We start from the raw sequence: 21,997 nt of genomic DNA on the forward strand, positions 1-21,997 counted from the left end.
CCGGCGCGCTCGGCTCGTCAAGCGACTGCCAGGGGCTCAACGAGACACCACCATCCAGGTCACGCATCGTAATGTCTCGGGTACCCATGGCATCCGGACTCCGGGCGAGCGTATGACGCCAGGTATCCACTCGGACTGGCAATTTGACCGGATTTCCCGTTCCTCGATGCGCGCTGGCTCGTTGCCCGAGTGGTGGCAGGTTGGCCCGAGCTCGTGTGGCCTGGCCGTTACCGCCGCAGCGACGAACGGAGCTTCAGTGACTTCATCGACCACCGGACACCGCGTGCTTATCACCGGCGGCACCGGCTCCTTCGGCCAGACCATGGTTCGCCGGCTCCTCGCCCGCGGCGTCGGCGAGGTTCGGGTGCTCAGCCGGGACGAGGCCAAGCAGGACGCGATGCGTCGGCTGCTCGGCGACGAGCGGGTCCGCTACTACGTCGGGGACATCCGCGACTACGATTCGGTGCTCAAGGCCAGCCGAGGCATCGACTACATCTTCCACGCCGCCGCCCTCAAGCAGGTGCCGTCGTGCGAGTTCTTCCCCCTCGAGGCAGTACGGACGAACGTGCTGGGCAGCAGCAACGTCGTCGAGGCCGCCGAGCGCAACGGCGTCGGGTCGGTGGTGGTGCTCAGCACCGACAAGGCCGTCTACCCGGTGAACGCGATGGGCATGAGCAAGGCGATGATGGAGAAGGTCGTCCAGGCGCACGCCCGGAACAACCCGAACAGTGCCACCACCGTCTCCTGCGTGCGGTACGGCAATGTCATGTACTCGCGTGGGTCGGTGATTCCGCTCTTCATCGAGCAGATCAAGGCGGGCCGGGCGCCCACCGTGACCGATCCGGGAATGACCCGGTTCGTGATGTCGTTGGCGGACTCCGTCGAGCTGGTCGAGCACGCGTTCCAGCACGCGCGGCCGGGTGACATCTTCATCCGCAAGGCCGCGGCGTGCACCGTCGGCGACCTGGCCGAGGCGGTGTGTCAGCTCTTCGACGTACCCGCCAAGCTCGATGTGATCGGCATTCGGCACGGCGAGAAGCAGGCCGAGACGCTGGCCAGTCGGGAGGAACTCGCCCAGGCCGAGGACTTCGGGGATTTTCTCCGGGTGCCGCTGGACGGTCGCGATCTCAACTACGCGCTCTACGTCTCCGAGGGCGAGTTCGGTGCCGGGCTGACCGAGGACTTCAACTCGTCGAACGCGCCGCAGCTCGGCGTACCCGAGCTTGTCGAATTGCTGAAGACGCTGCCCGAGGTGCGCGCGGAGCTGGCGCTGCGAGACCCGGTGTTGGCGTGCTGAAGCTCGCCGTCACCGGCGGCGGAGGTTTTCTCGGCTGGCACGTCCGGGTGCTGCTGCGCGCGCTGGGGTGGCCGGAGCCGACAGTGCTCAGCCGTGTCGACCTGGCCGACCCGGGAGTGATCGCGGCGAAGATCGCCGGCCACGACCGCCTGCTGCACCTGGCCGGCGTCAACCGGGGCGACGCCGCCGAGGTCGCCGCCGGCAACATGCAGCTCGCCACCCAACTCGCCGACGGGCTCAAGCACTGCGCGAACCCGCCGGCGCGGGTGGTCTACGCCAATTCGGTGCAGGCCGGCAACGGCACACCGTACGGCGACGCCAAGGCCGAGGCGGCGCGGGTGCTGGCGGACACCGGCGTCGACCTCGACGACGTGTTGCTGCCGAACCTGTACGGCGAGCACGGGCGACCGCACTACAACTCGGCGGTGGCGACCTTCTGCCGGCTGCTCGCCGAGGGTGGGCGGCCTGAGGTGCACGCCGACCGTGAACTGAGCCTGGTGCACGTCACCGATGCCGCCGCCCGGCTCATCGGGCTGTCCCGCGGGGGGTCGTGGGATCCGGCCATGCCGGCGCTGCGTGTCGGCGTCCAAGCCTTGGCGGACCGGCTCGCCGGGATGGCCGCGACGTACCGGACCGGGGAGATCCCGTCCCTGCTGAACCGGCACGACGTGCGGCTGTTCAACACCTACCGGTCGCACTGCTTCCCGGCGCACTACCCGATGGCGTTGCCCCGGCGAGCGGACGCCCGCGGCGAACTGGTCGAGACGGTCAAGGCGCACGGCGGGGCGGGGCAGTCGTTCTGCTCCACCACCCGGCCCGGGATCACCCGGGGAGAACACTTCCACCTGGCGAAGGTGGAGCGGTTCGTGGTGCTGCGCGGCTCGGCCGAGATCAGCCTGCGCCGGGTCGGCGACCACGAGGTGCTGCGGTTCCCGGTGAGCGGTGCCGAGCCAACCCTCGTCGACATGCCCACGATGTGGGTGCACAAGCTGGTGAACACCGGTGTTGACGAACTGGTGACGATGTTCTGGACCAACGAGCTTTTCGACCCGGACCGGCCGGACACCTGGGCGGAGCCGGTGGAGGCGGCCCGGCCGGCGCCCCTGGCGGCAGCAGAGAGAGGGCGGGCATGACCCGGATCATGACTGTCGTCGGCACCCGGCCGGAGATCATCAGGCTCTCCCGGGTGCTCGCGCGACTCGACGACACGGTGGAGCACACGCTGGTGCACACCGGGCAGAACTGGGACAGCACCCTGTCGGACGTGTTCTTCAAGGAGCTGCGGCTGCGGGAGCCGGACCGCTTTCTCCGGGTTGACACCTCGTCGCTGGGGCGGGTCCTCGGCGGGGTGCTCGTCGGCATGGAGACCGCGATCGCCGAGGAGCGACCCGACGCCCTGCTGGTGCTCGGTGACACCAACAGTTGCATCGCCGCGCTGATGGCCCGCCGGATGCGGGTGCCGGTCTATCACATGGAGGCCGGCAACCGGTGCTTCGACCTGAACGTGCCGGAGGAGACCAACCGCCGCCTGGTCGACCACGTGGCCGACTTCAACCTCGTCTACACCGAACACGCCCGGCGTAACCTGCTCGCCGAGGGCCTGCACCCACGCCGCATCCTGCACACCGGCTCACCCATGCGGGAGGTGCTGGAGCACTACCGGACTCCGATCGCCAGCTCGACCATCCTGCGTCAACTGGAACTCGACCAGGGCCGGTACTTCCTGGTGAGCGCGCACCGGGAGGAGAACGTGGACCGCCCCGAGCGGCTCCAGCGGTTGCTGGACTGCCTGGTCGCGGTTCGCGACCGGTGGGGCTTCCCCGTGCTGGTCTCCACCCACCCGCGCACCCGTAAGCGGCTGGAGGCGCTGGCCCCGGATGCCAGCGCACTGGACGGCATCGCCTTCCACGACCCGTTCGGCCTGCTGGACTACGTGCACCTGCAGACGAAGGCGTTCTGCACCCTGTCCGACAGCGGGACGATCAGCGAGGAGGCCGCCATCCTCGGCTTCCCCGCGGTGACGTTGCGCGAGTCGATCGAACGCCCCGAGGCCCTCGACGCGGGCGGCATCATCATGACCGGCCTCGACCCGCTGGGCGTGGTCGAGGCGGTCGAGGTGACGGTGGCGCAGGTCGCCGCCGAGGGGGTGCCCTGCCCGGCCGATTACCAGGTGCCCGACACCTCCCGGCGGGTGGTGGACTTCATCCTCTCCACAGTGCGCCGGCACCACGACTGGGCGGGCATCCGTCGCTGACCAACTCGGCACCAGGGCCGGCGATCACGAACGCGTGATCGCCGGCCCTGGTCGCTGTGCGCCTGGACCTGGCCGGACTCCCGGCCCTGGGCCGCGCGCTGGTGCGCCGTGACGGCGGGACGCCCCCGTGGGCGAACGGAACGGGGTGACGCCCGCGTGGCGTCACCCCGTTCAGCCCCGCCGTGGCGACGGGGTCGATCAGATCAGTGCGACTGCAGGGGTACGCCCCGCGGGCCCTTCACCGCCGGAGCGACCGGCTGGGCGCAGAGCAGCGCGAGCTGCTCGACGATCTTCGCCGGGTCGTCGTACGGGTCGAGCCCGCTCACCTCCATCGGGTCGAGCGGCGGCACGGCCACGTGGGACACCAGGGGGTGGAACGGTCGGGTGTCGACCTCACCGACGCCGAGCAGGTCCTCGTGCAGCTTCTCGCCCGGCCGCAGCCCGGTGTAGACGATGGGCACGGAGCTGGCGGCCTGCTCGGCCATCTGACGCGCCAGGTCGACGATCCGGACCGGTTCGCCCATGTCGAGCACCAGCGCTTCGCCGTCTCGGCCGATCTCGGCGGCTTGGAGCACCAGGTGGACCGCCTCCTGAATGGTCATCAGATAGCGGGTGACGTCCGGGTGGGTGACGGTCAGCGGCTTCCCGGCCTCGATCTGCCGCTGGAAGGCCGTCACCACCGAGCCGCGGCTGCTCAGCACGTTGCCGAAGCGAACGCTGAGGAACGTGCCCGGGAACCGGGATGCGGCGTGCGCGGTCAACTGTTCGGTGATGCGCTTCGAGTAGCCGAGGACGCTGATCGGGTTGGCTGCCTTGTCGGTGGAGATGTTGACGAACTTCGCCACGTCCTGGCAGGCGTCCAGCACCGACAGGGTGCCCCAGACGTTCGCCTTGACCGCCTCGCCCGGGTGTCGTTGCAGCAGGGTCAGGTGTTTGAGCGCCGCCGCGTGAAAGATGATCTCCGGGCGGCGTTCCCGCATGATCCGCCGGATGCCCTCGTCGTCGCGCAGGTCGGCGAGGATCAGTTCGGGCCCGTCCAGCATGGCCCGTCCGGCGAGCGACATCTGCAGGCCGTGCAGGGCCGACTCGTCCCGGTCCAGCATCATCAGCTCGCCCGGGTTGGCCTTCATCACCTGACGGCAGAGCTCGGAGCCGATCGACCCGCCGGCGCCGGTGACGAGGATCCGTCGGCCGGTCAGACTGTTGGTGCTCAGCGGCAGGTCGCCAACCACCTGCCGACGGCCGAGCAGATCGCTGACCTGCACGTCCCGGACGTCGGTGACGGTGATCCGGTGGTCGACCAGGTCCCGGACCGGGGGCAGCACCTTGAAGACCGCGCCGGCTTCGAGGGTTGCCTCGCGGATCTGGCGGATCAGCGCGGCGTCCGCGTTGGCCACCGAGAAGATGACGGCGGCGGCGCCGGTACGGCGGACCGAGGCGGCCACGTCGTGCCGTCCACCCAGCACCCGCACCCCACCGATGCGCAGGTCACGCTTGTCGGCGTCGTCGTCGAGCGCGCCGACCGGCAGGTACCGGCCGCGCGGGTCGCTGAGCATGGCGCGGAGCAGCCCCTGACCCGCGTCACCCATCCCGAACAGCAGCACCGGCGTCGACGACCTGACATCCGGGCGCATGGCGAGGTCGTGTCGGTGCCGGTACACGAACCGGCTGCCGAGCATGAGCAGCAGCGCGAGTGCGCCGCCGACCAGCGGCGTGCTCGCCGGAACCGGCCGGTCCCCGGACGGCAGCAGCCCGAGCAGCAGGATGGCTGCCGTGGTGATGGTGGTGCCGGCGACGCCCTGGACCTCCTGGAGGCTGCCCAGCGGGTGCCGTCCGGAGTAGAGCCGGCGCAACGCCGCCACCGCCACGTGCAGGACCGCAGCGGCCAATCCGACCGCCGCGGCCCGACCGAGCTGGCCCGGAGGGAGCTGGAACTCGAACCGGGTCCAGGCCGCGGCCACCAGACCGCCGACCCAGGCGGCGGTGTCGGCCGCGAGAAATCCGATGGCGCGCCGGCGGGCTCTGGCCCGTCGGGTCCGCTGGTCCGGCCGCTCCGTGTGCTCCGTGTCCTGGGGCATGTACTGGCTCCCTGTCCCGATCTCCGACTCTTCCGCCGCCCGGCAGAAGGAGCTTTGCGCTCTTTGTCCTTGTTACAGGGCGAAGCAGCTCTTCTGGCCGTGTTTCGGGTTATCTGAGCTGAAGATCCGGCTATCCTATTGGCCGCCCAGTGCGTCGGGCTGCTGTAGCGGCCTCAACCGCCGCCGTTCGGCCTGGCCACGGGGTGCCACCGGGTGAGCTGTCTTCCTCGACAACGCCAGCGGCACCGTGATCAGCCGGCGGCCGGGAAGCGGCCCCGGACCGCCTTCTCCAGGTGCATGGCGAGCGCGACGCTGCCGACCCGCTCGGAGAGCCGTTCCAGGTAGAACTGCCGACCGCCGCGGCCCAGTTCCTCGCGTTTCTCAGCGCCCAACTCGTACATCCGACGGATCGCGTCGGCCAGTGCGTAGGGGTCGCCGGGAGGGGCGACGAACCCGGCACCGGACTCGTCGACGAGCCGGGCCGCGTCACCCGCCAGAGCTGCCACGATGGGACGCCCGCACGCCAGAGTGCTCTGCACCTTGCTGGGCATGATCGACCGGAGGAGGGGCTGATCGCGCAGGGAGATCAACTGGACGTCACCGAGCGGCATCAGCTCGACCATCCGCTCGACCGGCTGCTGGCCGAGGAACACCACCCGGCCGGGCGCGTACCGTGCCGCCGATTCGCGCAGCCGGCGCTCCTCCACACCGCTGCCGGCGAACACGAGTGTCAGGTCCGGGATGTCGGCGAGATGCTCCAGGGCGTCGACGGCGACATCGAGCCCTTGGAGGTTTCCCATGCTCCCGGCGTACATGACGACGAAGCCCTCCAGCCCGAGGGCCGCCGCCAACCGGGGATCAGGTGTTCGCGGGCGGAAGAGGCGTTCGTCGACCCAGTTGTAGACGACCGAGAGTTTGTCCCGGGGGACGCCGCGGCTGCTCAGGATGTCGGCCATGCCAGGGGCGATGACCGCCACCGACGACGCGCCCCGGTGCGCCGCGTCGCAGAACCTGTTGAGCCACCGGACGATCAGATCGGTGCGACGGCCGGGACGCACGTAGTCGCTCTCCGCCAGGGTGTCCGGCCAGAGATCCTCCATGAGAATCACGTACGGGCGTCCGTGCAGCCAACGGGCCACCATCGCGGGCAGCGTCACCGTCGCCGGCGACGAGTAGACCAGCCACACGTCGACCTTGCGGAGCAGGTCCAGCCGGGCCGCGGCGGAGGCCGCGAAGCTGAGATAGTTCGCGGCCCGCCCGAGCGCCGACCGGTCGTGGCTGGGCACCAGCGGCACCCGGTGCACCGAGACGCCGTTCATCATCTCGAAGCGGTAGGGGCGCAGCCGGTAGCCGGGAGACAGCCGGCCGGACGGATAGTTCGGGAAGCCGGTGAGCACGTGCACCTCGTGCCCGAGGGCGACGAGCGACCGGCTGATGATCCCCGGAACGACGGCGGAGCCACCCTCCGGGTCGTACCACTGGGTGATGATCCCGATTCTCACCGCGCCGCCACCGCAACCGGAGCAGCAAAGGAACCGATCAGGCCGGTCGAGCCCGACCCGGGGGCGAGAGCCATGGAGAGCCTTCCTGTTGGGGGCGGAGCTACGTCGTCAGGGACCGGTTGTCCGCGTCCGCTCCGCTCGTCTCGACCGGTCGTCGGTCACCTGTTCGGGGCCGCGCCACGGCGTCGGTGTTCGGCGTCGCGGCGGCTGTCGACTCCGCGCCGGCAGTCCTCAACCGCTCCCACGCCTCGGGGCGCAGCCTGGGCGCCAACCCCTGGTCGGTGAGCCAGCCCGGCGTCTGCCGCTTGCCGAACAGGAGCATCTCCACCCGACGGGCGTGCGCATTGGCGTGCAGACCCGTCCGCCCGTACGCGGTGACGCAGCGCGTCGCGTACCGCGCCATCAGTGGTGGGAGGTGCAGTGGCTCGCGGCCACCGAGCAGGCGCAGCAGCAGCCCTGTCGTCATGCCGTTGTGGGGCTGGAGCACGATGGGCGGCACCAGGCCGTCGACGAGCCCGAGGTGGGCGATCGCCGCGGCGACGTCGTCGATGAGGACCTGAGGTGTCGGCGCGGTGCCGTCCCCGGCGACGCAGCTCATCCGCGACTGTGCGAGCCGGACGAGCGCCCGGGTGTTCGGCCGATCTACGTCGTGGACCCAGGTCGACCGATAGATGACCGTGTCGATGCAGTCCTCGCGCTGCAGCAGGCGTTCGCCGACCGCCTTCGAGCGGGAGTACGGCGAGAAGGGCATCGTCCGCGATGTCTCGTCGAGATCCATCGCTCCCTGCGCCGCCGCCGAGCTGACGTGGACCAGCCGGTCGGCGTTGACCAGGGCGCTGGCTCGGGCGACGAGGGTGGGCAGCAGTGCGTTTCCGCCGTACAGCTCCGCGCTGTCCGGGGCGGACCCGTTCGGCAGCCCGGCCGTGTTGATCACGACGTGAGCGCCGTCGAGCTGTGCGGCGAGGGCGTCGACGACGTCCCGCTGGAGATCCGCCGGCACCGAATTGCTCCGGAGTGACTCGGTGAGTGGCCACGACAGGCGCGGTGCGGAGACGAGTCGGACCTCGGCCCCCCTGCTGCGCAGCTCGGCGACAACCGCCCGGCCGACGAAGCCGCTGCTGCCCAGCACCGCGACCCTCTTCACCGGCCGGTTCCCGGGGCCGGCCGGGTCACCGGCTCGTTGAGCTGACAGTTCTGGCATGGATCGTTCTTCCTTCCGGCGAAGGCTGGGCCCGCTGTGCGGTGAGCCAGGCGGGGGCAGCGAGGTAGGCGGCGACGATGGCGAGGGCCGTGGCGTCCAGTGCGACCCGGGTGACTGGTCCGCTGAAGGACGCGGCGACCAGGCAGCCGGCCACTGTCGCGCCGACGACGGCGGTCGTCGCGGTGACCCGCTGATGCGACCAACCGCCGTCCGTCAGCCGCTGATAGGCGTGGTTGCGGTGGGGGCGGTACCAGGCTTCGCCCTTGCTGATGCGGCGCAGGAGCGTCCAGCCCGTGTCGGCGAGATACAACGCGAGTGGTGCCACGGCGGCCTCCGGTGGCGTGCCGCGCACGATGGCGTAGGCGGCGATCGTGCTGAGCGCGCCGCCCAGGGCGTACGACCCGACATCTCCGAGAAAGACCTTCGCGACCCAGGCGTTCCAGGGCAGGAATGTCAGCGAGGCGGCGGCGATCAGACTGCCGGCCGCGGTCAGCAGTGGAAGGTCCGTGAGTACTCCGAGCACGGCGTACACCAACCCGCCGAGGATCGCGTGCACGGCCGAGATGCCGTTGATGCCGTCCATGAAGTTGAAGGCGTTCACGTACGAGGTCACCCAGGTCGCCAGGGCGAGGACGAGGAGCGCGTGGACGTACCACGCCTGCCCACCGGGCACCAGGACCACCGCCGTGCCCAGGCCGGCGAGCACCTGCAGGAGCAGCCGGCTGCGGATCGGGACCCCCCGCAGGTCTTCCAGGAGCCCGATCGCCGCGAAGAAGAGCAGCGGTACGGCGATGGACCGGGCGTGTTCGTTCAGCAGGAGCGCGAGCCCCGCCGCCGCGGCGACTCCCACACCGCCGCCACGCGGGATCGGTGTGCTGTGCGAGGACCGCTCCGACGGTATGTCGAGAACCGCTGCTGCTCTCAGCAGGCGAAGGACGAGCGGTTGCAGCAGCGTGCCGACGACGAGTGCAAGAGCGATTCCGCCAGCGAGCGGAAGGCTCAGCATGGCGTGATTCCTGACGAAATACAGTGAGGACTCTCTTGAATGCGTACGAGATTCACCAATTGGGCCTTTGGTTTGAACTGGTCAAACAAGGATGAATCAATCATAGGGGGTCGCTACTATGGACAAACGACCGTTCGCGCTATTCGGTATGGAACACGCGGCTGAAACTGCTCGCGCTGTTCTCGACGACGTCCGGCAGCCCGATGCGGGCGCTGACCTCGTTGGTCACCCCCCGGCGGAGGTGGCGGTGACGGTGGCCTGCTACCGAATGTGAGGCGAGCCGGCCGGCCGACTCACGGTCGGGCGGCGGCCGGCCCGGTAGTCGAACCCGGCTCGCCGGTCCCGTCGTCGAGCAGCCGGGTGAGCAGGGTGCGCAACGGGATCGACTCGCCGTCGCGGCCTCCCGCCCCGACGACCAACGGCGCCGGGCTGGGCTCCGGGTCGACGCCGAAGAGCCAGGCCCGCCAACCACCCGGCACGGTCAACAGGTGGAACCGGCCATCGACGTCCACCGCCCGGGTTTCGGCCCGGTCGACGTACCAGCCGGTCAGCCTGGTCCGGTAGTGTCCACGCCCGTCGTACCCCCGGGCGGTCAACCGGGTGGTGGGCAGCCCTCGCCGGGTGGCCTCAGCCACGAACCAGGCCACCAGGTCCGCCGCCTGCGCGTGCTCGGCGGCCCGCCGCCGCGCGTCCGCGTCGGCGTGCGCCCGCACCGCCTGCCGCTGCTGATCCCGCCACTCCCGGGCGTCCCGCTCACCCACGAGGGTGACGGTACTCGACCGGCTCAGTCGAGTACGGCCCGCAGCGTGTGCCGGGCGATCAGGTCCACCGCGGGGTCGCCCACGCCGACCGCACCCAGGTCGATGACAGCGGCCAGCCGCCCGCCGCGCTCCTGGGGCCATTCGCTCTCCGCGCGCCGCCAGTGCCGAGCGGGTCGAGCGGGCGCTGCACGAGGTCGTCCATAGCCGTCGCTGTGGACGGTCCCGTCCTCCCCTGCGCCACCTACGTCCGCCCGGTCTGGGAGTGCTTGGCGAGTCCTTTCGAGCTGACTCGTTTGTGACATCACGGCGTGACCCGCTCGTCGAATCAGGTTCGGAGCGACGCGGTGGCGCGGGATACGGCGCGATTCGTTGCCGCATCAGCTCCACAGGATGCCGCACGAGATCCTTTGCCCGGCGCGGCTGCCCTGCCCGGCAACCCGCCGCGGAGGTTGCGCCCGGCACGCGTTGCCGGGCAGGGTCGGTCGACCAGGCCATTGCGGGTTCAGCAGCCGTACGCCCTCCTGCGGTCCGTGTGGCCGGCGGCCGGGCGGTAGGGTCTCGACCGGCCGGTCGGGCGGGTAGGGGACCGGCCGGTCGGGTGAGGAGGAGGACGCGTGCTGCACCTGAGGGTGATCGCTTCGCCGGAGCAGTCGGCGAACGTGATCGACCTGCTGGCCGCCGAGCCCGGCGTGACCCACCTGGTGGTGCTGCCCGGCGTCGCCCGGCAGCCCCCGGGCGACCTCATCCAGTTCGACGTCGTCCGGGAGAGCGCCGACCGGGTGTTGCAGGAGTTGCAGCGGATGGGGGTGGACGACACCGGCGGCATCGCGGCCGACGATGTGGAGTTGACCGTCTCCGCCGCGGCGGACCGGGCGGCGGAGCGGGCACCGGGCAGCGGGGCGGACGCGGTGGTCTGGGACGAGATCGCCGCGAAGACCGGCGAGCAGACCGAACTGTCCGGCACCTACCTCGTACTGATCGTGGTGGCCACCATGATCGCCGGCATCGGTGTGCTGTTGGACCAGCCGATCCTCATCGTCGGGGCGATGGTGGTCGGTCCGGAGTTCGGCCCGCTCGCCGCGCTCTGCGTGGCGTTGCTACGTCGTCGGTTGGACGTGATCGGCCGCTCGGTGCTGGCCCTGACTGTCGGTTTTATGGCGGCCATGGCGGTCACCGTGTTTAGCACCTGGGCGTTGACCGCCGCCGGCCTGGTCAGTCGGGAGATGCTGCTCGCCGAACGTCCGCTCACCGACTTCATCTGGCGGCCGGACGCGCTGTCCTGGGTGGTCGGTCTCCTCGCCGGCGTGGCCGGGATGCTCTCGTTGACGTCGAAGAAGTCCGGCAGCCTGGTCGGCGTGCTGATCTCGGTGACCACGGTCCCGGCCGCCGCGAACGTGGCGGTGGCCGCCGCCTACGGAGTATGGGACGAAGCGGGCGGCTCGGCCCTCCAACTGGTGATCAACCTGTGTGCGATCGTCCTGGCCGGACTGCTCACCCTCGTGGTGCAGCAGGTCTGGTGGTGGGGTCTGGCTCGTCGGTCCCGTCGTCCAGCAACCGGGTGAGCGGCGTCCGCAACGGAATCGACTCTTCGTCGCGGCCACCCGCACCGACGACCAACGGCGCCGGACGTCGACGGTACGCGACGGGACTCAGTCGAGTACGGCCCGCAGCGTGCGCCGGGCGATCGCCGCCATCACCGGGTTCGTCTCGACGTAGTACGGAAGCGCGTTGATCGCCTGTGCCAGCGCCCGCCCGCGCCCGCGCTCCCAGGTCGGGTCGTCCACGCCCAACGCCCGCCGGTACGCCTCCCGCGACCCGGAGTCGAACAGGTTCCACGCCGGCATCAGGTCCACCGCCGGGTCGCCCACACCGGCCGTGCCGAGGTCGATGACGGCGGCCAGCCGACCGTCGCGGACCAGCAGGTTGCCCGGCATCAGGTCGCCGTGGATCCACCCGTCGGCGGGGTTGTCCCGGCGCGCGTCACGGCACCGGTCCCACATGCGGGCGAGGGCGACGGTGTCGGTGAGAGCGCCGCTGACGGCGAGCGCGGCGCGCACACCGGCGTCCTGGGCAGCAAGTGGGCCGCCGCGACCGGTCCCGGACCAGGACCGTCCGCCGGTGTCGATCCTGCGCAGGGCGACCACCACGCCGGCCAGGTCGTGGGCGAAGGCGTCCGAGGCGCCGACCAGGTCGGACGTGGCCGTCCCACCGGCGATGAACCGGTACGCCGACCACGGCCCGGGATACCCCTCGCCCGGTTCACCGACGCCGAGCGGCTCGGGCACCGCGACCGGCAGGCGCGCGGCGAACAGCCGGGCGTACTCCTGCTCCCGCAGCAACTCATCTCGCAACCCGGGGTCGGCGAAGGGACGCAGCGGAAAGCGCAGCACGACGTCCGGGCCCACACGGAACAGGGCGTTCACCGTGCCGGTCGAGGGGAGTGGGCGCACCGGCAGACCCCGCCAGCGCGGAAACTGCCCGGCCACCAACGTGGCGACCACCTCCGCGCTCACGTCCACCTGGTCGGCGTGCATCCTCACCGCGTGATCATCGCCCCGACCCGCACCGCAACGCGAGTCGGTTTCCGCCCCGCCCGCCGCGACACCGCCGGTGCCCGGTGCCCGGCCGCCGGTGCGGCCGGTGCTGTGGCGCCCGCGCTGGCCGGGCTGTTGTTCCTGTCGTCCTTTGGAGCTGAATCGTTTGCGGCATCATCGCGCGGTGCCACAAACGATCGCGATGCCACAAACGATTCAGCTCCAAAGCGCCCGTGTCCCAGGTCGTCGCCCGGCGCGGTTCGTCACCCGGTTCGTCGCCCGAGCACGGTTCGTCGCCCGAGCACGGTTCGTCGCCCGAGCACGGTTCGTCGCCCGAGCGCGGTTCGTCGTCCGGCGCGGGTGGCCATCCGACGGGTCGCCGCCTCGGCACGGGTTGTGAGCCGGCCCGAGGGCGCAGCGGCCATCGAGCCGCCGGGCCGTCGCGAGCCGTCCACCACCGCGAGCCGTCCGCCACCGAGCCGCCCGATCACCGGCCGCCCGCCACCTGGGGAGCGGGTGGCCGGCGGCGGGTGAACCGGTCAGGCCAGTCCGGCGCGGCGCAGGGCCTCGGCCATGGCGTCGTTCGTCGGGGCTGCGCTCTGCCGCTGCTGCCCGCCGCGCCCGCCGCCCTGCCCGCCGCGCCCGCCGCCCTGCCCGCCGCGCCCGCCGCCCTGCCCGCCGCGCCCGGACTGCCCGCCGCCCTGACCGCCGCGCCCGCCGCGCTCGGACTGACCGCCGCGCTCGGACTGACCGCCGCGCCCGGCCTGCCCGCCTCGGCCGCTCTGCGGGCCGCGCTGCGTGGGGCCGCGTCCCTCCTGCCCGGCCTGCGCGCCACCGCCACCACCACCGGCGGCGGGTTCGTCGTCGAGGCGCAGGGTCAGCGAGATGCGCTTGCGGGGTACGTCCACGTCGAGCACCCGGACCTTGACCACGTCGCCGGACTTCACCACCTCGCGGGGGTCCTTCACGAAGGTCCGGGACATCGCCGACACGTGCACCAGACCATCCTGGTGCACCCCGACGTCGACGAACGCGCCGAACGCGGCCACGTTGGTGACCACGCCTTCCAGCACCATGCCGGGCGTCAGGTCGCTGATCTTCTCCACCCCCTCGACGAAGGTGGCGGTGCGGAACTCCGGGCGGGGATCCCGGCCCGGCTTCTCCAGCTCGGCGAGGATGTCGGTGACGGTGGGGAGGCCGAACCGGTCGTCGACGAAGTCGGTGGCCCGCAGCCCGCGCAGGATCGTGCTCTTACCGATCACCGCGCGCAGATCCTGACCGGTGCTGGCCAGAATCCGGCGTACCACCGGGTACGCCTCGGGGTGCACGCTGGACGAGTCCAGTGGGTCGTCGCCACCGGGGATGCGCAGGAAGCCGGCGCACTGCTCGAACGCCTTCGGGCCGAGCCGGGCCACCTTCTTCAACTCGGTACGCGAGCGGAACGGCCCGTTGGCGTCCCGGTGCAACACGATGTTCTCGGCCAGGCCGGCGCCGATCCCGGAGACCCGGGTCAGCAGCGGCGCGGACGCGGTGTTGACGTCCACGCCGACCGCGTTGACGCAGTCCTCCACCACCGCGTCCAGCGACCGGGACAGCTTCACCTCGGACAGGTCGTGCTGGTACTGGCCGACGCCGATCGACCGCGGGTCGATCTTGACCAGCTCGGCGAGCGGGTCCTGGAGGCGGCGGGCGATGGAGACCGCGCCGCGCAGCGACACGTCCATCCCGGGCAGCTCCTGCGCGGCGTACGCGGAGGCGGAGTAGACCGACGCGCCGGCCTCGGAGACCATCACCTTGGTCAGGTTGAGCTGCGGGTGCCGGGCGATCAGGTCAGCGGCGAGCTTGTCCGTCTCGCGGGAGGCGGTGCCGTTGCCGATCGCGATCAGCTCCACCCCGTGCGCCCCGGCCAGCCGGGCCAGGGTCTCCACGGACGCGTCCCACTGCCGGCGCGGCTCGTGCGGGTAGATGGTGTCGGTGGCGACCACCTTGCCGGTGGCGTCCACCACCGCCACCTTCACACCGGTCCGCAGGCCCGGATCCAGGCCCATGGTGGGCCGGGTGCCGGCCGGCGCGGCGAGCAGCAGATCCCGCAGGTTGGTGGCGAAGACCCGCACCGCCTCCTCCTCGGCGGCCTGCCACAGCCGCATCCGCAGGTCCGCGCCGAGGTGGATGAGGATCCGGGTACGCCACGCCCAGCGGACCGTGTCGGTCAGCCAGCGGTCGGCCGGGCGGCCCGCGTCGGACACTCCGAACCGGCCGGCGATGGCCGCCTCGTACCGGGTCGGGCCGGTCGGCACGGCGTCCGCCTCACCGGCCTCCTCGGGCTCCATGGTCAGGTCGAGCACGCCCTCCTTCTCGCCCCGGAACATCGCCAGGATCCGGTGCGAGGGCAGCTTCGGGTACGGCTCGGAAAAGTCGAAGTAGTCGGCGAACTTGGCGCCGGCGGTCTCCTGACCGTCGCGTACCCGGGAAACCAGCCGGCCCCGCGACCACATCTGCTCGCGCAGCGTGCCGATCAGGTCGGCGTCCTCGGCGAAGGTCTCGATGAGGATGGCCCGCGCGCCCTCCAGCGCGGCGGCGGCGTCGGCGACGCCCTTCTCCGCGTCGACGAACCCGGCGGCGGTGGCCTTCGGGTCCTGGGTCGGGTCGGCCAGCAGCGTCTCGGCCAGCGGGGCGAGGCCGGCCTCGCGGGCGATCTGCGCCCGGGTCCGCCGCTTCGGCTTGTACGGCAGGTAGATGTCCTCCAGCCGGGACTTCGAGTCGGCGGCCATGATCTGCGCTTCCAGGGCCTCGTCCAACTTGCCCTGGCCGCGGATCGACTCCAGCACCGCGGCCCGCCGCTCGTCCAGCTCGCGCAGGTAGCGCAGCCGCTCCTCCAGGGTGCGCAGCTGGGTGTCGTCGAGCAGGCCGGTGGCCTCCTTGCGGTAGCGCGCGATGAACGGCACTGTGGCGCCGCCGTCGAGCAGCTCCACGGCCGCCCGCACCTGACGCTCGGCCACGCCGAGCTCGTCGGCGATCCGCTGATGAACAGACTGGGTCACGATCTCGATCCGCCTTCGACTCGATCCGCTCTCAGAGAGCGGGTACCGCCTGCATTCTGCCGGGCGGCCCCGACAGCTGTCGCCGCACCCGGCCGGGGTGACCGGCGGCGGTCCCGGCGGGCCTGCGCTAGCGTGGCGATCATGGAATCTGCTGCGGAGCCGCGCGCCCGGCGACTCTTCGGCGGCAGCGCCCGGGCCCTCGGCGACCTCGCGGCCAACCCGTTCCGCGCCGACCGGGACCGGATCGTCGGCTCGCCGTTCTTCGCCCGCCTCGGCGGTGTCACCCAGGTGATCAGCCCGGTCGGCTCCGGGCTGCTGGTGCACAACCGGCTCACCCACAGCCTCAAGGTCGCCCAGGTGGCGCGGGCCATCGCCGAGCGGCTGACGGCCGACCAGCGGTGGCGTGACCTGCTGGACAAGCTCGGCGGCCTCGACCCCGACGTGGTGGAGGCGGCGGCGCTCGCCCACGACCTCGGCCACCCACCGTTCGGGCACCTGGGGGAGCGGGTGCTGGACCGGCTGGCCCGTCAGCGCCTCGGCCTCTCCGACGGTTTCGAGGGCAACGCGCAGTCGTACCGGATCGTCACCAGCACCGAGATCCGGGGCGCGGCCACCACCGGGCTGGACCTGACCGCCGCCGTCCGCGCGGCGATGCTGAAGTACCCGTGGACCCGGCTCGACTACCCGGACCCTCATCCGCGCCTGCTGGACCCGCCGCCGCGCGGCGCCACCCCGCCGCCGGACGATCCGGAGAGCGGCTCGTCGAAGTTCGGCGCGTACCGCACCGAGCTGGACGACCTGCGGCAGGCCCGGGAGCCGTTCGCCGGCCGCATCCCGGACTGGCAGCAGACCGTGGAGGCGTCCGTGATGGACACCGCCGACGACATCGCGTACGCCATCCACGACGTGGAGGACTTCTACCGGGTCGGTGTGCTCCAGCAGGGGTCGGTCTCCGCCGAGTTGATGGCCTGGCAGCGCGAGAGCGGGCACTTCCGGGCGATCACCGACGCGGCGCTGGCCACGGCGGCCCGGCGACCCGGGGCGGCGATCGAGCGGCTGCGTCGACAGTTGCACCGCAAGGACGCCTGGATCGCCGACGACGAGGCGTTCGCCGCCGCCGTCGAGCACGTCCGCGAGGAGCTGGTCGACGGGTTGCTCGCGATGCCGTTCGACGGCTCGATCGAGGCCGAGCAGTACGTGGCGCGCTTCTCCGCCCGCTGGTCCACCCGCTTCGTCGAGGCGATCACCGTCACCGATCAGCCGTCGGTGCGCTCCGGGTACGTGCTGCTCGGCTGCGCGCAGTGGCACGAGGTGCAGGTGCTCAAGTTCGTGCACCACCGGTTCGTGCTGGCCCGCCCGGACCTCGCCCTGCACCAGCGCGGTCAGGCCCGGCTGCTGGGCACCCTGGTCGAGGCGCTCTGGGAGTGGCTGCTCGACCCGGCGGAGGAATCCCGGCTGCCCCGCCGGTTGCACGACCTGGTCGAGTTGGCCGAGGCGGAGTTGCACCCGCGTACCCCGGACCGGATCGGTCGGGCCCGGGGCAGGGCCATCGTCGATTTCGTCGCGCAGCTCACCGACGGTCAGGCGGTGGCGATGCTGGACGCGCTCTCCGGCCGGTCCGGCGCGCTCTGGACCGACGCGTTCGTGCTCTGACGGGCCACCTCAGGCGATGCTTGCTTTGCCTGACGTCAGGCGATGGCCTGCCACCAGCCGTCGACGGCGGGCGGTTCGTCGACCACCACCCGTTCGCCGGGGCGGGGCACGGCGAGTCGCACGTCGCGGGCCTTCGCCTCGGCCCACAACCGGTCGACCGGCTCGGACCAGTCGTGCAGAGCCAGGTTGAACGTCGCCCAGTGCACCGGCACGAAAAGCCCGCCGCGCAGGTCCAGATGGGCGTCGACCGCCTCCTCCGGGAACATGTGGATCGTCGGCCACGCCCGGTCGTACGCGCCGATCTGCATCAGCGTCACGTCGAACGGCCCGTGCTCGGCGCCGATCTGCGCGTACCCGGCGAAGTAACCGGAGTCGCCGGTGTAGAAGACCTTGCGGCGGGCCCCGGCCACCACCCAGGAACTCCAGAGGGTTCCGTCGCGGCGCAGCCCACGGCCGGAGAAGTGCTGGGCGGCGGTGGCGGTGATCTCCAGGCCGGCGACCTGGTGCGACTCGGACCAGTCCAGCTCGATGATCCGCTCGGCCGGTACGCCCCAGCGGTCCAGATGCGCGCCCACGCCGAGCGGCACCAGGAACGGCGCGGACTGCCCGGCGAGCAGCGCCCGCACGGTGGCCATGTCGAGGTGGTCGTAGTGATCGTGGGAGATCAGGATGGCGTCCAGCGGGGGCAGCTCGTCGATGCCGATCGGTGGCTCGTGCAGCCGGCGCGGGCCGACCAGACCCGACGGGGAGCACCGCTCGCTCCACACCGGGTCGAGCAGCACCCGCCGGCCCTCGATCTCGATCAGCGTCGAGGCGTGTCCGTACCAGACGATGTTCAGCTCGTCGGCTGCGTCGGCGCCGTCCGTCGTGTCGGGCCGTAGCAGCGGCACCGGTGTGGTCGGGCGCCGCTTCTGCTTACCGAAGATCAGCTCGCGGACCAGGTTGCGGCCCGGCTCGGCGACCATCGTGCGGGTGCCGGCCTGGTTGTGGAAGGTGCCGTCGCGGAACTGGGGCGAGCGGGCCGCCCGTTCGGCGCGGGCCCCGCTGAGCCGGCCGCCGAGCGCCGCCGGCACGTCCCGGGCGACCCAGGCCAGGCCGGCCAGCGCGGCCAGCCCGGCCGCGCCCCGCATCCGCCGCCCGAGCGACCGTTCGATGTCCGTGCTTCGCGCTCGTGCCATTGCCGTCCCTCCGACGTGTCCGCCCTACACGGTAGTCACCCGGACCGACCCGTGCCCCGGCGGTCGCCACGCCGGGTCGGTCGCCCACCTCGGCGACCGACCCGGGATGGCGTCAGCCGCCGTTGCTGGGCCGTCGGGCGGTGATCCGGAACGTGGTGCCCACGCCCGCGATCCGGTCCACCGCGGCCAGGAACCTGGGGCCCATGGCGGCCCGGGCCTGCACCGCCGGGTGGGTCGCGCCGAAGTCCTCCGGGTTGGCCTGCCCGTCGGCGAAGAGCGCGTAGGTGAGCACCGCCGCACCGGAACGGTCGAAGATCACCCCGGCCTCGTGCCGGGCGTCGGCGAACCAGCCGGCCTTGGTGGCGATCCGGGCCCGCTCGTCGGAGGACATCGTGCGCCGGATGCCGTCGGTGAACGCCACCGGGGACCGCAGCAGCCCCAACAGGTACGTGGTCGAGGCGGGGGAGAGCAGCGTGCCGGCGACCAGGGCGCGCAGCAGGTCGTGCGTCTCGCGCGGGGTGCTGGTGCCGAGGAAGAACCGGTTCGGGTTGGCCACCGGCTCGACCTGGGTGTTCGGGAAGCCCTTGGCGACCAGGATGGAGTTGATCTCGGCGGCCGGAGCGACCAGGCCGCACAGCCGCACCGCCGTGTCGTCCGAGACGGTCAGCAGGTTGGCCAGCACGTGCCCGATGGTCACCTGGCTCGGGTACGCGCCGTCGAGGCTGAAGATGCCGTCACCGCCCGGTACGACGATCGCCGCGCTCACCTCGACCTGCTGGTCCAGGGTGAGCAGCCCCCGGTCGACCTTGTCGAGCACCGCCGTGGCGACCGCGATCTTGTTGACGCTGTACGCCTCGATCCGCCGGTCCGGGTCGGCCTGCACCGCGACCACCGGCGCACCGGCCGGGTCGGCGACGCTGACGTACGCCTGCCAGTTGCCACCGGCCTCGGTGCTGTGCCTGGTGAAGACGGCGGCGACCCGACGAGCGGCCCGAGCGGGGGTGGTCGGCGACGTCTCGGTGGCCTCGGCGGCGCTCGCCGGGGCGGCGGCACCCAGCACCGTGCCGGCGGTGGCCACCGTGCCTAGGCCGAGCGCCGTTCTGCGGTTCAGTCGCATGATGAATCGTCTCCCCGATCGTGGTGCGCCAGAGCGCTTGCTGGCCCACCACCCTATGCGAGTTGATCGATACACGACGCCCCCGGATCGTCCTGAATGGTTCAGCCGAGCCTCCGGCGCAGCGCGGCACCCACCGCGCCAACCGGTCCGAACACGAGTTGCCGCAGGTCGGGAAGGTGACCACCGCTGACCGCCTCACCGGCCGGGTTCGGCGCGAAGACCGAGCCGTCGTGCGCGGCGACCGGCCGTCCGCTGAGCCCCGCCGCCCGCATCAACGGTCCGACCAACACGTCGTAAACCCCCGGCAGTACGGTGAAGCCGGCGCGCAGCACCACGTTGAGGCGGCCCACCGACACCTCCCGGCGGGGCCGGTCCACACAGTCCACGATGGCCCGGGCCACCCGCTGCGGGCGGGCGATCGGCGCGGGCGCCCGCCCGACCCGGCCCAGGTAGTTGGCCGCCTGCTGGTACACGGGAGTGTCCACGCTGCCCGGGTTGACCAGGCACAGCCGGATCGCCGGGGTGTCACGCAACTCCTGCTGCACCGCTCGGACCAGACCCTGCAACCCCCACTTGCTCGCCACGTACGCGCTCATGTACGGCGCGGTGACGTGCCCGAGAACCGACCCGGTGAGGATCACCGTGCCGGCCCTGGCGACCCGGAAGTGCCGCAGCGCCACCCGCACCGACGCCGCCGCGCCGAGCAGGTCGGTCCGCACCACCTGGTCGAAGACCTGTTCCGGCAGCTCGTCGAAGCGCCCGTAGGCCATCACCGCCGCCGTGTGCACCCACACGTCGATGCGGCCGAAACGCTCGACCGCCGCGCCCGCGAGCGCGTCCAGCGCGTCCGGCTCGGTCACGTCGGTCGGCACGGTCAGTACGTCGACCTGGGCGCACTCCGCGCGTACCTCGGCCAGGGTCGTGGTGGCGCGGGCGGCGAGGACCAGGCGGTCGCCGCGCTCGGCGAACGCCCGGGCCGTCGCCCGGCCGATCCCGCTGCTCGCGCCAACGATCACGACCACCCGGCTCACGGCACCCTCGCACTCATGGTGCCAGCGGGATTCGTGACTGCGGGGCTCGCAGCCCCGGCTCACTCCTCGCACTCATGGTGCGAGGACGACCTTGATGCAGCCGTCCTCCTTCTTCTGGAACATCTCGTACGCCTGCGGCGCCTGGTCCAGCGGCAACCGGTGGGTACGCAGGTCCTCCACGCCCAGCGGGTCGTCGTCGCCGGCGAGCAGCGGCAGGATCTCGTCGGTCCACCGGCGCACGTGACACTGCCCCATGCGGAGCTGGACACCCCGGTCGAACATCTCCATCAGCGGCATCGGGTCCGCCTCACCGCCGTACACCCCGGAGATCGACACGGTCCCGCCGCGGCGTACCGCCTTGAGCGCGGCGTGCAGGACGGAGAGCCGGTCCACCCCCGCCCGGTCGGTCATCGTCTGGGCCACCTTGTCCGGCAGCAGCCCGGCGGCCGTCTGGGCGAGCTTGCCCATCGGCGAACCGTGCGCCTCCATGCCCACCGCGTCGATCACCGCGTCCGGGCCGCGGCCGTCGACCAGGTCGATCAGCGCGCCCGGCACGTCGGACAGCTCGCTGACGTCGAGCACCTCGATGCCGTGCCGGCGGGCCAGTTCCAGCCGCTCGGGCACCAGGTCCAGCCCGATCACCCGGCCCGCGCCGAGGTGACGGCCGATCCGGGCGCAGAACTGCCCGACCGGACCCAACCCGAAGACGGCCAGGGTGCCACCCGGCGGGGTGTCCGCGTACTTCACCGCCTGCCAGGCGGTGGGCAGGATGTCGGACAGGTAGAGGTACCGTTCGTCGGCACCGGTCTGCGGGATCTTGATCGGCCCGAAGTGGGCCTGCGGGACGCGCAGGTACTCGGCCTGCCCGCCCGGCACCGAACCGTAGAGCGAGGTGTAGCCGAACAGGGACGCGCCCTTGCCCTCGCTGGTGACCTGGGTGGTCTCACACTGGGCGTAGAGCTGGCGCGAACACATCCAGCAACTGCCGCAGGCGATGTTGAACGGCACCACCACCCGGTCGCCGGGCTTGAGTCCGGTCACCTCCGGCCCGACCTCCTCGACGATGCCCATCGGCTCGTGGCCCAGGATGTCACCGGGCTTCAGGTACGGCCCGAGCACCTCGTACAGGTGCAGGTCGGAACCGCAGATCGCGGTCGAGGTGATCTTCACGATCGCGTCGGTCGGCTCCTCGATCCGGGGGTCCGGGACTTCCTCGACCCGTACGTCCCGCTTGCCCTGCCAGGTGAGTGCCTTCATGTCCCTCGTCCCCTCTCACGGCCATCTGAGAGGACTGCTACCCGGGCTCGGGCACTTGAACCGGCCGCGTTCTGCCTCGATTGCGTC

The 21,997-nt window shown here is 71.8% G+C and carries 16 protein-coding genes; 5 read left to right on the plus strand and 11 right to left on the minus strand.

Annotated features, from left to right (window positions below):
• Window positions 1-256: 256 nt before the first annotated feature.
• From QSK15_RS11305 to wecB, 3 genes are read left to right on the plus strand one after another with little or no spacing between them, the layout of a single operon-like run.
• A complete protein-coding gene (locus QSK15_RS11305) occupies window positions 257-1,297 on the plus strand; it encodes an SDR family NAD(P)-dependent oxidoreductase (protein WP_285794119.1) in 1,041 nt (346 codons plus the stop codon).
• Window positions 1,291-2,430 carry a polysaccharide biosynthesis C-terminal domain-containing protein gene (locus QSK15_RS11310; RefSeq protein WP_210857617.1) on the plus strand — a complete coding sequence of 380 codons (1,140 nt, stop codon included), beginning with the start codon at window positions 1,291-1,293 and terminating at the stop codon, window positions 2,428-2,430. The genes QSK15_RS11305 and QSK15_RS11310 overlap by 7 nt, the downstream gene beginning before the upstream one ends.
• Window positions 2,427-3,551 carry a non-hydrolyzing UDP-N-acetylglucosamine 2-epimerase gene (wecB, locus tag QSK15_RS11315; protein WP_210857618.1) on the plus strand — a complete coding sequence of 375 codons (1,125 nt, stop codon included), beginning with the start codon at window positions 2,427-2,429 and terminating at the stop codon, window positions 3,549-3,551. The genes QSK15_RS11310 and wecB overlap by 4 nt, the downstream gene beginning before the upstream one ends.
• Before the next feature lie 203 nt (window positions 3,552-3,754).
• Here the strand turns inward: wecB and QSK15_RS11320 are convergent, their stop codons facing one another.
• The 5 genes from QSK15_RS11320 to QSK15_RS11340 all read right to left on the minus strand — a co-directional run bounded on the left by QSK15_RS11320 (window position 3,755) and on the right by QSK15_RS11340 (window position 10,099).
• A complete protein-coding gene (locus QSK15_RS11320) occupies window positions 3,755-5,629 on the minus strand; it encodes a nucleoside-diphosphate sugar epimerase/dehydratase (RefSeq protein WP_285794120.1) in 1,875 nt (624 codons plus the stop codon).
• A gap of 251 nt (window positions 5,630-5,880) precedes the next feature.
• Window positions 5,881-7,131, minus strand: a complete 1,251-nt coding sequence (locus QSK15_RS11325) for a glycosyltransferase family 4 protein (protein WP_285794121.1) — start codon at window positions 7,129-7,131, stop codon at window positions 5,881-5,883.
• A gap of 100 nt (window positions 7,132-7,231) precedes the next feature.
• Entirely contained in the window at window positions 7,232-8,275 is a 1,044-nt protein-coding gene (locus QSK15_RS11330) for an NAD-dependent epimerase/dehydratase family protein (protein WP_502889541.1), read from the minus strand.
• A 25-nt stretch (window positions 8,276-8,300) separates the two neighbouring features.
• Window positions 8,301-9,338 (minus strand): MraY family glycosyltransferase, encoded by a 1,038-nt coding sequence (locus QSK15_RS11335; protein ID WP_285794123.1) that lies wholly within the window; start codon window positions 9,336-9,338, stop codon window positions 8,301-8,303.
• A gap of 293 nt (window positions 9,339-9,631) precedes the next feature.
• Entirely contained in the window at window positions 9,632-10,099 is a 468-nt protein-coding gene (locus QSK15_RS11340) for a hypothetical protein (RefSeq protein WP_285794124.1), read from the minus strand.
• Window positions 10,100-10,713: 614 nt separating this feature from the next.
• Here QSK15_RS11340 and QSK15_RS11345 point away from each other — a divergent pair.
• Window positions 10,714-11,661: a DUF389 domain-containing protein gene (locus tag QSK15_RS11345; RefSeq protein ID WP_285794125.1), complete on the plus strand. Its 948-nt coding sequence runs from the start codon at window positions 10,714-10,716 to the stop codon at window positions 11,659-11,661.
• An 87-nt stretch (window positions 11,662-11,748) separates the two neighbouring features.
• Here the strand turns inward: QSK15_RS11345 and QSK15_RS11350 are convergent, their stop codons facing one another.
• Window positions 11,749-12,633, minus strand: coding sequence for an aminoglycoside phosphotransferase family protein (locus QSK15_RS11350; protein ID WP_285794382.1), 885 nt, complete (start codon window positions 12,631-12,633; stop codon window positions 11,749-11,751).
• 539 nt (window positions 12,634-13,172) lie between these two features.
• Window positions 13,173-15,674, minus strand: coding sequence for a Tex family protein (locus QSK15_RS11355; RefSeq protein ID WP_285794126.1), 2,502 nt, complete (start codon window positions 15,672-15,674; stop codon window positions 13,173-13,175).
• Between the two features lie 141 nt (window positions 15,675-15,815).
• Between QSK15_RS11355 and QSK15_RS11360 the strand changes: the two genes are divergently transcribed.
• On the plus strand, window positions 15,816-17,327 hold the full coding sequence (locus QSK15_RS11360) for a deoxyguanosinetriphosphate triphosphohydrolase family protein (RefSeq protein ID WP_285794127.1): 1,512 nt from the start codon (window positions 15,816-15,818) through the stop codon (window positions 17,325-17,327).
• 35 nt (window positions 17,328-17,362) lie between these two features.
• Here the strand turns inward: QSK15_RS11360 and QSK15_RS11365 are convergent, their stop codons facing one another.
• The 4 genes from QSK15_RS11365 to QSK15_RS11380 all read right to left on the minus strand — a co-directional run bounded on the left by QSK15_RS11365 (window position 17,363) and on the right by QSK15_RS11380 (window position 21,910).
• Window positions 17,363-18,457 (minus strand): MBL fold metallo-hydrolase, encoded by a 1,095-nt coding sequence (locus tag QSK15_RS11365; RefSeq protein WP_285794383.1) that lies wholly within the window; start codon window positions 18,455-18,457, stop codon window positions 17,363-17,365.
• Between the two features lie 160 nt (window positions 18,458-18,617).
• Complete coding sequence (locus tag QSK15_RS11370; RefSeq protein ID WP_285794128.1) at window positions 18,618-19,622, minus strand: serine hydrolase; 1,005 nt, start codon at window positions 19,620-19,622, stop codon at window positions 18,618-18,620.
• Window positions 19,623-19,723: 101 nt separating this feature from the next.
• A complete protein-coding gene (locus QSK15_RS11375; protein WP_285794129.1) occupies window positions 19,724-20,653 on the minus strand; it encodes an SDR family NAD(P)-dependent oxidoreductase in 930 nt (309 codons plus the stop codon).
• Window positions 20,654-20,725: 72 nt separating this feature from the next.
• A complete protein-coding gene (locus QSK15_RS11380) occupies window positions 20,726-21,910 on the minus strand; it encodes a zinc-dependent alcohol dehydrogenase (protein ID WP_285794130.1) in 1,185 nt (394 codons plus the stop codon).
• Between the last annotated feature and the right edge of the window lie 87 nt (window positions 21,911-21,997).

The organism is Micromonospora sp. NBRC 107095 (assembly GCF_030269705.1).
In the GTDB taxonomy this organism is placed as follows: Bacteria; Actinomycetota; Actinomycetes; order Mycobacteriales; family Micromonosporaceae; genus Micromonospora; species Micromonospora parva.